This is a genomic window from Palleronia caenipelagi (assembly GCF_007004065.1).
In the GTDB taxonomy this organism is placed as follows: domain Bacteria; phylum Pseudomonadota; class Alphaproteobacteria; order Rhodobacterales; family Rhodobacteraceae; genus Palleronia; species Palleronia caenipelagi.
This window is the reverse complement of sequence record NZ_VFSV01000010.1, coordinates 100,054-111,734: the sequence shown is the minus strand read 5'-3', so window position 1 is coordinate 111,734 and position 11,681 is coordinate 100,054. Positions and strand designations below refer to the sequence as shown.

The following is an 11,681-nucleotide window of genomic DNA, read 5'->3' as shown; positions in this document are numbered from 1 at the left end:
GCGCGGGTCAGTCGCGACTCAGCATCCGACCGAGGCGTCGTCCGCCCAGGATATGCAGGTGGTAGTGGGGCACTTCCTGGACCCCGTCAGATCCGGCATTTGAAATAACACGATATCCCGGGCCACCATTGGACGGTGAGAGACCCAACTGTGCGACCACCTGCGCAGTGCTTCGCGCGAAATCAGCGATCTCGGCATCAGTGGCCTCGGCGCTGAAATGGTCATTGTTAAGGTAGGGACCTTTGGGGATCACCAGCACATGCACAGGGGCTTGCGGCTGGATATCATTGAAGGCCAGCGTATGCTCCGTTTCAAGCACTGTGTCGTTCGGGATCTCACCTCGCAGGATTTTCGCGAAGATGTTCTGATCGTCATAAAGGCCGGGCATCAGTCGCTCCATTAGTCGGAAAAGAGGTAGTGGAGATCGAGGATCTCTCTCGCATCGTCTTCGGGGACCTGGAGGAAATCAATGAGACCCGCAGCACGGGACGCGTCATCGTCGCTCTGCCGCACCCGGCTGAGCGACTCGAAACCATTCTCGCGGATAGCCCGGCTCTCAAACTCAATATCCGCGCGCAGGGTCGGCAAAAGCCGCGAAACTGTTTCCGAGGGCGCATCCGCCCCGATCAGGTTCAGGCGCTCCGCGTGGCCAACGAGATAGTCCTCGGAGAATTCGCATTCCAGTTCCAGGATCCGCACCTCGCAACGGGCCGAATCAAAGTCTCGGAGCAACTCCAAGTCTGCCGTATCAACACAGAACATAATCCTGTCGGTGTCATAGTTGTCCATCAGCAACCGGATCAGAGCCCGCCGGTGGCGGTGACGTTTCTCCAAGGTCGTTTCGATGCCGCCGAGATCCGGCAAATTGGCGTCAAGCTCATGAAACAGGTAGCCCACATAGGGGAGACCGGTTTTCTCGTGAATCCGCTCGGCAAGCCGCTTGGCCACGTGCCATTTCTTGCAGGCGAGAATCAATACCTCTCGCTCAAGCCCGATGCTGCTGTCCCGCTCCCAAAAGCGCGAGGCGAACCGGCGCCCGATCCGACCCCGACCGGTCAGGAAGCTGTAGACCCGCCGCCCCTCTCCGGAGAGATGGAACTCGTGTCCTTCTTCCGCATAAAGGTCACCGAGCCGTTGGCGGAGTTCGAGCGCTTCAACACTGATCTTACGGGCGAAGAAGTAGTTTTGCCCCAGCAAGAGATCGTAGTGATCGTCGTAAAAATTCACCGGCATGCCGTAATCGGAAAAAATCAGAAATGTCGGAGTCCGGTTCTGAATCTCGCTGACCGGGACAAGATGACGCACCACCGTCTGAAAGAAGATCTCGTCCGGAATCCAGGTGGTGGCAAAGAATCGCATCACGTCGGGACGCTCGTCGCAGAACGCCAGCACCTTCTCCACCGTGGCACGGCGGAGACACCACCATTGGGACCCGATCATCATTTGCAGATCCGCCGGCGGCTGGCGGGTGATTTTCAGTTTCTGCTGGAGCGCCAGGGAGGCGTAGAACAGCTTGGCTTGGGTGCGCTCGTTGAAGTGAAAGCGGTAAATCAGCCGCTCTTCCTTGAGGCCCGTCTTGATCCAGTCAGACCGAAAGAAATCATGACCCTCGATGTAGTCGCAATCCACCCGATCAAGCGCATCATGGATGTATTCAGCCGACTTGATCGGCATGCAATCCCCTGATGTCAGGTAGAAATGTGTCGCTCTCGGGAAGGATTTCGCTGCGGAGCTCAGCGCGGAAAGGGTCGCTTCGACAAGGCTCCAGGCACCCCAGCCGCATTTGATCCTTTTCTCAGCAAAGGTGACCCTCGGGTTCGATTCGAGCGCGTCAACAATTTCCTGATACGTGCTTTGCGGCGCCCGCTTGTCGTAGTGAATCGAGACGAAGTCACCGGTCGCCGTCAAACGTTGCGCCTGAGCAATGATCGCTTCGGGGGCCTGATGGCACAGCAGGATATAGGCAATCTTCGACATTCAGGACATAGACCTTGCTAAACTCGACTCGTTTGGACAGATAACGCAGCATGTGATTGCAAATACAGAGCGAGTTTGCTCTTTTTTGGCAATTGCTGTTGATAGAGTAAACAATACGCCGTCGAAGGGCTGAAAGGAACGTGTCGTTATGGGTTTTCCCGGGACTTGGATGACCGTCAACGAGAGTGTGATCTATCGGGTCGTGCCCAAATGCGCCTGCTCGACCATCGGGCAGATCATGTTTTACTCCGATCACGGCGAATTTTTCGATGGTGATATCCATGATGCCGAGGACGGCATTCACAAATGGGCCATCGAAAGCAGTCAGCAACTGATCACGAAGGCCGTTAAGGGGCGGGAGGTGTACTCCTTCACCTGCGTGAGAAATCCCTACACGCGCGTGCTCAGTTCCTTCTTTGACAAGATTTGTGGTATCCAGCGGAATGGCAAGCGCTACAGGGGCAAGCTCGTCCCTCTGCTGATTCAGAAATACGGTATCGAGGTGGGCGGTCCCGATGGAACGGAGGAATTCGACCAGATCGAATCCTTCCGCCGGTTCCTGTTGTTCGTTCGGGACACCATCCGTTTCCGCAAGCCCATGGATCCTGACATTCACTGGTCCGCAACCTCGGGCCATGTGTCGACCTTCATCGCCAATGGCGGGCGGTACAACCACATCTTCTGGACCGAGGATTTCAACGCCGGCATGCAGACGGTGCTCGACAATATCGAGACCCCGCATCAGGTGGATCTGGCGAAGATCCCACGCTTCAACGAGAGCGAAGGCCACGGGCCCAAGCGTGCGCATCCGGTCGAGGATTACTTCGACGACTTGTCGCGTCACCTGATGTGGGAAATCTATCATCGGGACTTCAAGCTGTTCCGCTACGATTTCGACAACCCTGCCAACAAGATGCCGACGGGCGAAATCGACCTCGACGAAATCCACGCGAAACTGGGCTGACCCCCTCGGACAAACAAACCGCCGCTCTGCAAAGACCGGCGGTTTTATTTTGCACAGCTGTGGGGCGGCGATAGGGTCGAAACCATGGAAACCGGCCCGAAGAACCTCATCACCGATATCCCCGGCCTCAGGGTCGGCCACGCGCAGGATCTGCGGCTGAACTCGGGCGTCACCGTCCTGACCGCCGATGCGCCCTTTGTCGCCGGCGTCCATATCATGGGCGGGGCTCCCGGAACGCGTGAGACCGACCTTCTGGCACCCGACAAACTCGTGGGCGCTGTCGACGCGCTGGTGCTGGCGGGCGGCTCGGCTTTTGGCCTCAGCGCGGCGGACGGTGTCATCGCAGGTCTGCGCGCAGCGGGGCGCGGATTCGAGGTCGCGGGCCAGCACGTGCCAATCGTTCCCGCGGCCATCCTCTTCGACCTCGCCTCGGGCGGGGAGCATGACTGGGATGAGACACCCTACCCCGCCTTAGGCCGCGCCGCGCTGGCGGCCGCCAGCTCTGAATTCGTCCTCGGTAGCGTCGGGGCCGGCACCGGCGCCATCGCGGGGCAGCTCAAGGGGGGCATCGGCTCCGCCTCGGCCCGCCTGCCCGGTAGGGCCATGGTTGGCGCGCTGGTGGCGGCGAATCCGGTCGGGGGAACGATCTGCCCTAAAACCGGGCGGTTCTGGGCTGCTCCCTTCGAGGTCGATGACGAGTTCGGAGGGCTGGGAACGCCAGAGCGCGCAGAGGCCGTCACCAAGCTGCCCCTGACCTCCGGCACCAGTACGACCATCGCCATCGTCGCCACGGATCTGACCCTCGACAAAGCCGCCGCCACGAGGCTGGCGGTCGCGGCCCATGACGGGCTGGCGCGGGCCATCCTGCCCGCGCATACACCTTTTGACGGAGATCTGGTCTTTGCCGCCTCGACCGGTGCCCGGCCTGCCCCCGATCCGGCTGGCCTCGCCCTCTTGGGACATCTCGCGGCCTGTTGCCTCAGCCGCGCGATTGCCAGGGCCGTCTACACCGCCACGCGAACGCCACGCGATGTCGTCGCGCCATGGTCAGATCGCTACGGTCAGGTTCGCCAAAAATAGCTCGTAAAGATGACGTAGACCGCGAGCAGTTCCAGACGCCCCACATACATCCCGAAAATGCAGATCCACTTGGCCGCATCATTCAGAGGGCCAAAATTCCCGGCGGGTCCGATGATAGGGCCGAGGCCGGGTCCAATATTGCCCACCGCCGTTGCCGCCCCGCTAACCGAGGTGACGAAATCGAGGCCGGTGAGGCTCATGGCCACGGACATCACCCCCAGCGTGACCACGAAAATCACGAAGAAACCCATGACCGACGACAGGACTTCCTCGGATACGCGCCTGCCGCCAAATTTCGGCGCGAACACCCCGTGCGGGTTGTGGATCCGCCGGATCTGCGATGCGATGGCAGAGAACAGGATCTGATAGCGGAAGATCTTGACCGAACAGCAGGTCGATCCCGCGCAGCCCCCCACGAGCCCGACGAAGAAGAACACCACCATCGGGAAGACACCCCAGAGCTGGTAGTCTACGCTCGCATAGCCGGTCCCGGACGCGATGGAGGTGATGTTAAACAGGGCCTCGCGGAACCCTTGCTCGAAATCCTCGCCATCCACGACGATCTGAAAGAGGCACAGGAGGAACGCTATCATCAGGATCATGATGACGAAGGCCCGCACCTGTGGATCGGTGAGGATTGGCCGCGCCGTCCCCGCGATAAGCTGGACATAACGCACGAAGGGCAGGCTGGCCGCCACCATAAAGACGGATGCCACGTATTCCGGCAGCCCCTGATAGCGGCCAAAACTCTCATCGGTGGGCGCAAAACCGCCCGTCGAGACAGTTGTCAGCGCGAAATTCAGCGCGTCGAATTTCGTCATCCCGACAATGAGATATGTGGTAAAGCACGCAAATGTCAGCAAAAGGTAGATGGTCGAGATCTGACGGGCGATCTCGGCGGCGCGAGGCAGAATCTTGCCCATCGTGTCGAACGACTCGGTCTTGAAGATCTGCATCCCCCCGACCCTCAGTTCCGGCAGGAACACCATGGCGACAACAATGATCCCGATCCCGCCGAACCATTGCAACATGGACCGCCAGACGAGGATACCTTCGGGCATATGCTCAAGGCCGGAATAAACGGTCGATCCGGTCGTGGTGAGAGCCGACATGGACTCAAAAAACGCGTCCGTGACGGTCGCGTGGTCCACTGTCAGGTAAAACGGGATACCGCCAAAGATCGGCAGACAGAACCAGACAAGCGAGGTCAGCAGAAAGGTCTGCTGGACTGTCAGACGGCCCGGGTTCGCATTGGAGCAGGCCAGCGCCAAAAACACCCCCGACAGCGATGCAATGACCATCGAGCGCAGGAACACCGACCAATGGCCATTGTTGTAGGCGATGTCGAACCCCATCGGGATAACCATCGTCACGCCCATGAAGGCGACGAGAATGCCAATCACATATCCGACAGGGCGCAGGTCGATCATGACCGACGCTTGGCCCCGTGACCGGACGCTGTCAAGCGGCAGCCAGGAGCTTTTCGCGGATCTGCGAGGCCCGGCGAACCGCGAGACCCGGACCGTTTTCCGGGTAGCCTTCGGGAGTTTTCAGGACGGCCAATCGGACGGTCACCTCGCTGCCGTCACGCTCCAGCTCGCCTCCCAGCGCACGAAAGAGCCCAAGCACCGGAGCGTTCGTGCCATCGACCAGCGCGTCGAAGAGTGTGATGTTGTTCTCGGCAGCGATCATCAGCAAAGCCCCAAGCAGATGCGCTCCTAGGCCCTTGCGATGGTACGGATCAAGGACCGTCAGCGCGACCTCAGCGCGTCTCCGGTTCGTCTCGGAACGGACATAGCGGCCCGTCGCGATCAGCTCGACCTCACGCCCGTTCTCGATACGCCAAACTCCAAGAGCACGGTGCTCCGGGCGCTTTGCATCTGTCAGCGCTTCGACCTCAGCATCGCTCAGCGCTTTGACAGGGTGGAAAAAGCGCATGATCCTGCTTTCGTCGGACAGGCACTCCAGCCCACGACGCAACCAGTCACCGTCATCCTTCGACAGACTCCGCACACGGACGGGCGTGCCGTCGGCGAGGCGGTCGTCGAACCACCGGGGTTTCATGACGCTCACCCCACATGGATCAGCGTCGGGAAAAGATGAGGGTCGACGCTGTCCGACGCAAAGGTGGGGCCTTCGGTGAGAATACTGATGGCATCATGGCTGTGCAGGCTTTCCTGATGGCTGGCCACGACGCGGAAATCGCCGACACGCTGATCGGCCTGGAACTGCTCCGCAAATAGCCGCGCCGCATCCTCGACAAAGATCGGATTGGCGGCGTTCAATTCAGCGAAGGCCTGTTCATCTTCGCGCTTTACCATCGCCTGCGTTTCGGTGACCACGGCCCGGCGACACAGATCGATGAGATCTTCAAACCAAAGCGGATCACCCGGCTCGACCACAACCGAGATCCGCGCCACGGAGCGCTGAGAGTGGGGTGTTGCAAGCTGGCCGCGTGCCATGCGGGCGTGCTCGCTCAGCTCCAGCGAACAGGGGCAGGTCGATGAATAAACGTAGTCAAGATGAACGACCTTCATCCGCTGACCATCGCGGTCGATCACTTCGAGGGCGAAGTCATAATACTGATAACCGGACAGACCAGAGCGCAGGCTCTTCATCATCATCGGGAAGGAAAACCGCATGGACAGACGCGCGTCAAAGCTGTCGAGGTTCTCTTTGTAGGCGTCGAGCGTGCGCTCCATGACCTCGAAACTGAACGTATCGCCGGCGCGCTCGTAGAAGGTGCGCATGATGCGGGACATGTTGATGCCCTTCTTGCCCGCGTCGAGGCTGACCGAGCCCGTGACCGAAGTCTCGAGCGTCAGGTCACCGCTGTTGCGTGTGTGATAGCGGATCGGCAGCCGGAAATTGGAGATCCCCACATGCTGGATCTCACGCTTCGCCCCGCGAATGAGGCTCGACGGGCCGTTCTGAAGATCGGGCATATTGGCCTTGTAGGCGTCATCCACCTCGAATTCTTCGGGATAGGCCCGACGCAGCGCCGGATAGTCCTGCACACCCCCGTCAACGAGAGGCAGGAGCGCTGGCTCAAGGTCCAGCACCTCTTCGCGTGACGCGGTCTTTGCCCAGGCTTTCAGGGCGGTAAGCATCTCGTCGGCGTCCTCGCGGGTCAGGGACGGCGCGATGTCTTTCGGGTGCACATTCATCTTGGGCTCTCCTGGAGGCCTCTCCTAGAACAAATCTTAATCTAGGGTAATCGCAGCCGCTTTTCCACAGCTGCGACACTTCGCACCCGGTGTCACGCTGCGTCGAGCGCCCGGGTCAGATCCGCCAGCAAGTCCTGCGGATCTTCGAGCCCAATGCTAAGCCTAAGAAGGCCCGGCGTGATCCCCAATTCAGCGCGCACGTCTACGGGCAAACGCTGGTGGGTCGTGGTCGCCGGATGGGTCACGATCGACTTTGCATCGCCTAGGTTGTTGGAAATGGTAAATATTTCCAACGCATTCAAGGCCCGGAACGCCGCGTCCTTTCCACCGCTGATCTCCAGCGACAGCATAGTTCCGAAGCCGGTCATCTGATCACGGGCCAGCGCGTGCTGGGGATGGGCTGGCAGACCGGGATGGATCACACGGCTCAACTTGGGGTGCCCATCCAGCGCTTCGGCGAGGATCCGCGCACCTTCGGCCTGAGCACGTACGCGCAGGTCGAGGGTTTCCAGACCCTTTAGCATAATCCACGCCGTGAAGGGCGACATGGCCGCGCCGGTATGCTTAAGGTACGGCTCAAGCGTCTTGCGGATATAGTCGCGGGTGCCACAGACCGCGCCGCCCAGCGCCCGGCCTTGCCCGTCCACATGTTTCGTCGTGGAATAGACGATGACATCGGCGCCCATCTCGACCGCGCGCGAGAAGACCGGGGTGGCAAAGACATTATCCACCACAACCGTCGCACCGACCGTGTGGCCGAGATCCGCCACGGATTTCAGGTCGATCACCTCCAGCGTCGGGTTGGAAATCGTCTCCATGAACAGCACCTTTGTGTCAGGGCGGATCGCGGCGCGCCAAGCCTCCAGATCAGTGCCGTCGACAAAGCTCACCTCGACCCCGAACCGGGTCAGTACGTCCTCAAGGATATAGAGGCAGGAGCCAAATAGCGCGCGCGACGACACCACATGATCCCCCGCGCGCAGGAGAGACATGAGCGCCGCGTTGACCGCCGCCATGCCACTGGCCGTGGCAAAGCAATCCTCGGTGCCCTCGATCATTGCCATGCGGTCTTCAAACATGCGGACGGTGGGGTTGCCGTAGCGGGCGTAGATGAACTCGTCCTCGCCCAGCTGCTCGAAGCGCGCTTCGGCCTGCTCGGCGGTCTCGTAAACAAAGCCCTGCGTGAGAAAAATCGCTTCGCTCACCTCGTTATACTGCGAGCGCCGCGTGCCTCCATGCACAAGCTTGGTGCGGAGTTTTTTGTCGTCTGTCATGGATCCAACCCTTCGCCGTCCGACCCACCGTCAAGAATCGGATCGCTGGCGACCGACCTCTTTAGCGGAATTTTTTTACGTGGCCCGCAATCCGGTGAACAAATCGCCACGTCCCAGTCGTTAGACCCGGCCCCCGATTCCGTCAAGATGTCGCGGGGCCGTGCCGGTCACTCCGCCTCGTCGGTGGCGTGCTCCCGAAAGAGCCGGCCCTGCGCGATGAAAAACAGAAAGATCGCAGCGGTCAGGCCAAAGGTCTTGAAATTCACCCAGGCATCCGTGGACATGGTGCGCCAGATGATCTCGTTCAGCGCCGCGAGGCCAAAGAAGAACGCGCACATCCGCCGGGTGAGCTTCATCCAGCCCTCTTGATCGAGCGGCATAACCCCGGACATGACCGCGCGCAGATAACTCTGCCCGCGCAACAGCCCCACCAGCAAAAGCGTGCCAAAGATCAGATAGATGAGCGTGGGCTTCATCTTGAAGAACCGCTCGTCATTCAGCCAGACCGTCAGCCCGCCAAAGACCACGACCAGCACTATGGTGACGACCTGCATCCGGCTGAGCTCTCCGGTCAGTTTCCACGACAGAAGCGTGGATACAATCAGCAGCGGGATAAACGCCGCCGTGACCACGACGAAGCCCGTGTAGCTGGTCCCGGCGATTTCGAATGTCCGGTCTTTCAGCAGCACATAGGCCACGAAGAACGCCAGAATCGGCCCCAGCTCCAGCACGGTCTTCAGGGTTGATTTGCTCATCTCGACTACCCGCCCAGTTCCACGATGACCGCTCCTAACGCAATCAGCGCCATGAGCGCCAGCCTTCGCGGCCCCACCCTCTCGCCCAGCATGATCCAGCCGATCAGCGCGGCAAAGACGGTGGAGGTCTCGCGCAGGATCGCGGCCTCACCGACCTTGTCGAGGCGGGTGGCCAGCATGATCGAGCCGAAGGACCCGAAGGCCACCAGCCCGCCGATCAAACCGCGCCCGGCCAGAACCGGCCAGTCAGTCACGGACCGGAGCCGGTCCCGGGCAAAAATCGCCATCAGCGCCGCAAAGCCCAGCCCGTCAATGGCAAAGAACCACGCGAGGAAGGTGAACGGGTCCGCCGTCGCCCGGATGCCGTAGGCGTCATAGGTCGTGTAGAGCGCGACAAAGAGACCTGTCGCCACCGCCAGCAAGAGCGCGTGGACCAGCGTCTCCCGCTGGAAGTCGTGGAAACGCAGATTGTAGAGCGCGAACCCAAAGATCCCCGCCAGTAACACTGCGACCCCCAGCCATTGGGTCCCGGTGAACTGCTCGTGGAACACCAGCCACGCACCCAGCACGGCAAAGAGCGATCCGGTGCCGCGCACCACCGGATAAACCACGATATAGGCGCCCTTGGTGTAGGTCAGGGCCTGAAACAGCTTATAGCTCACATGAACCGCGAACATGCCTGCAAAGATTGGCCACATGAAGGGCTCAGGCCAGGGCACCACCCAGAGCGCAAAGGGCAGCGCCATCAAGCCGTAGCTCAGATCCATGGCAAAGCGGCTGACCCACGGGTCATGCCGCCCCTTTTGCAGGGCACCGAAGACGGCATGCAGCAGCGCGGCGGTGAGCGCCAAGGCAAGCGCCAGATGCTGGCCTGCGACGGTCCCTTCGAGGGAGATGATGAAACCGCTCATGAACAGGACCGCCGGAGACCGGCCCGCGCGCGTGTCATTCCAGTTTCATCGCCATCCCGGTCCGCATTTCGAACCCGGCTTTGTGATAGAGCGCAAAGGCGCCCGGATCCGCGATCAGCGACACAAAACAGGTGCGCGGCAGCTCAGCCCGGCACCAATCGGTGATGCGGTTCAGGATCCCGGTCGCAATCCCCAACCGACGCCAGCCCGGATCGACGGCGATATCGGTGATCGTCACCGCCGTGCCGCCATCCCCGACCACGCGCCCCATCCCCACGAGGCGCGCACCATCGCGAACCGTGACGACATGGAGCGTATGCTCCAACCCTTTGGCGGCGGCCTGAGGGGACCGCTTGCCCATCCCGGCAATATTCCGTAGCTCCAGATACTCGCCGACGATCGGCACATCGCCCTCGCTCCACTTCAGGGCGGATGCATCGCCCTTCACGGCTCAAGCCCCGTCAGCGCGGCGGCGAATTCCTCGGGATCAAACGGCGCCAGATCATCAATCTGCTCGCCCACCCCGATGGCGTGGATCGGCAGGCCGAACTGATCGGCCAAAGCCACCAGCACCCCGCCCCGGGCCGTCCCATCGAGCTTTGTCATGACAAGGCCAGACACATCCGCGAGCTTCTGGAAGATCTCCACCTGATTGACCGCGTTCTGGCCTGTGGTCGCATCAAGCACGAGGATCGTGTTGTGCGGCGCGGTTTCGTCGCGCTTGCGGATCACCCGGACGATCTTGGCCAGCTCTTCCATGAGGTCGGCCCGGTTCTGGAGCCGCCCCGCCGTGTCGATCATCAACAGATCCGCGCCCTCCTCCTCGGCCCGCTTTTGAGCATCAAAAGCGAGGCTCGCCGGATCGCTCCCTTGCGGCGCAGTCAGCACCGGCACACCGGCACGGTCGCCCCAGACCTGCAACTGCTCCACCGCCGCCGCGCGGAAGGTGTCGCAGGCGGCGATCACCACCTTCTTGCCCGCCGCGTTGAACTGGCTGGCGAGCTTGCCGATGGTCGTCGTCTTGCCCGCGCCATTCACGCCCACCACAAGCACAACCTGCGGCTTTTTCGCATAAAGCGGCAGGGGCCGGGCGACGGGGTCCATGATCCGCGAAATTTCGGCGGCGAGGAGCTGCTTGATCTCACGGCTCGACACCCGCTTGCCGAACCGCCCCTCGGCGAGGTTCGCGGTCACCCGCGCCGCCGTCTCGACGCCCATATCGGCGGAGATCAGCAGGTCTTCGAGGTCCTGCAACATGTCGTCGTCCAGAGGGCGGCGCAGTTCTTCTGCCTCGCCGCCCTTGGTAAAGAGCCGCCCCAAAACGCCCGAGCGCTGTGTTTCTTCGGGTGCCGCTTGCGGCTCCGAGGCGACAGGCGCCGGAGCCGCGGGGGCTTGGGGTGCGGTCGCGGCGGGCTCGGGCACAGCGGCAGGAGCGGCTTCGGGGGCGGAGACCTCTCCTCCATCCTCCATAATCGCGTCGAGACCCTCATCCAGTTTTGAGGACGAATTGAAGAGCCGGGTTTTCAGCTTGTTGAAAAAGGACATTCTGTCTC

Annotated in this window: 12 protein-coding genes and 1 riboswitch; of the genes, 2 read left to right on the top strand and 10 right to left on the bottom strand. The window is 61.2% G+C overall.

Annotation, left to right across the window (positions count from 1 at the left end; all coding sequences use genetic code 11):
- Window positions 1-7: 7 nt before the first annotated feature.
- On the bottom strand, window positions 8-388 hold the full coding sequence (locus FEV53_RS08265; protein WP_142834334.1) for a histidine triad nucleotide-binding protein: 381 nt from the start codon (window positions 386-388) through the stop codon (window positions 8-10).
- Between the two features lie 11 nt (window positions 389-399).
- The gene (locus FEV53_RS08260) at window positions 400-1,977 is read right to left on the bottom strand and encodes a DUF5928 domain-containing protein (RefSeq protein ID WP_142834333.1); all 1,578 of its coding nucleotides are present in this window, start codon (window positions 1,975-1,977) and stop codon (window positions 400-402) included.
- A gap of 148 nt (window positions 1,978-2,125) precedes the next feature.
- Here FEV53_RS08260 and FEV53_RS08255 point away from each other — a divergent pair, with 148 nt between their 5' ends.
- A complete protein-coding gene (locus tag FEV53_RS08255; RefSeq protein ID WP_142834332.1) occupies window positions 2,126-2,941 on the top strand; it encodes a sulfotransferase family protein in 816 nt (271 codons plus the stop codon).
- Window positions 2,942-3,025: 84 nt separating this feature from the next.
- A complete protein-coding gene (locus tag FEV53_RS08250) occupies window positions 3,026-4,021 on the top strand; it encodes a P1 family peptidase (RefSeq protein ID WP_142834331.1) in 996 nt (331 codons plus the stop codon).
- Here FEV53_RS08250 and FEV53_RS08245 read toward each other — a convergent pair.
- The 8 genes from FEV53_RS08245 to ftsY all read right to left on the bottom strand — a co-directional run bounded on the left by FEV53_RS08245 (window position 4,003) and on the right by ftsY (window position 11,673).
- On the bottom strand, window positions 4,003-5,451 hold the full coding sequence (locus tag FEV53_RS08245) for a TrkH family potassium uptake protein (protein WP_142834330.1): 1,449 nt from the start codon (window positions 5,449-5,451) through the stop codon (window positions 4,003-4,005). The two genes, FEV53_RS08250 and FEV53_RS08245, sit on opposite strands and share 19 nt — an antisense overlap.
- A gap of 31 nt (window positions 5,452-5,482) precedes the next feature.
- A complete protein-coding gene (locus FEV53_RS08240) occupies window positions 5,483-6,085 on the bottom strand; it encodes a GNAT family N-acetyltransferase (protein WP_142834329.1) in 603 nt (200 codons plus the stop codon).
- A 5-nt stretch (window positions 6,086-6,090) separates the two neighbouring features.
- On the bottom strand, window positions 6,091-7,188 hold the full coding sequence (folE2, locus tag FEV53_RS08235) for a GTP cyclohydrolase FolE2 (protein ID WP_142834328.1): 1,098 nt from the start codon (window positions 7,186-7,188) through the stop codon (window positions 6,091-6,093).
- A 92-nt stretch (window positions 7,189-7,280) separates the two neighbouring features.
- Window positions 7,281-8,462 (bottom strand): O-succinylhomoserine sulfhydrylase, encoded by a 1,182-nt coding sequence (metZ, locus tag FEV53_RS08230; protein ID WP_142834327.1) that lies wholly within the window; start codon window positions 8,460-8,462, stop codon window positions 7,281-7,283.
- Window positions 8,463-8,502: 40 nt separating this feature from the next.
- Window positions 8,503-8,582: riboswitch (SAM riboswitch) on the bottom strand.
- Window positions 8,583-8,629: 47 nt separating this feature from the next.
- Window positions 8,630-9,217 (bottom strand): inner membrane-spanning protein YciB, encoded by a 588-nt coding sequence (locus tag FEV53_RS08225; protein WP_142834326.1) that lies wholly within the window; start codon window positions 9,215-9,217, stop codon window positions 8,630-8,632.
- Between the two features lie 5 nt (window positions 9,218-9,222).
- Window positions 9,223-10,128 (bottom strand): EamA family transporter, encoded by a 906-nt coding sequence (locus FEV53_RS08220; protein WP_142834325.1) that lies wholly within the window; start codon window positions 10,126-10,128, stop codon window positions 9,223-9,225.
- 34 nt (window positions 10,129-10,162) lie between these two features.
- Window positions 10,163-10,576 carry a GNAT family N-acetyltransferase gene (locus FEV53_RS08215; RefSeq protein WP_142834324.1) on the bottom strand — a complete coding sequence of 138 codons (414 nt, stop codon included), beginning with the start codon at window positions 10,574-10,576 and terminating at the stop codon, window positions 10,163-10,165.
- Window positions 10,573-11,673 carry a signal recognition particle-docking protein FtsY gene (gene ftsY / locus FEV53_RS08210; RefSeq protein ID WP_142834323.1) on the bottom strand — a complete coding sequence of 367 codons (1,101 nt, stop codon included), beginning with the start codon at window positions 11,671-11,673 and terminating at the stop codon, window positions 10,573-10,575. The genes FEV53_RS08215 and ftsY overlap by 4 nt, the downstream gene beginning before the upstream one ends.
- Between the last annotated feature and the right edge of the window lie 8 nt (window positions 11,674-11,681).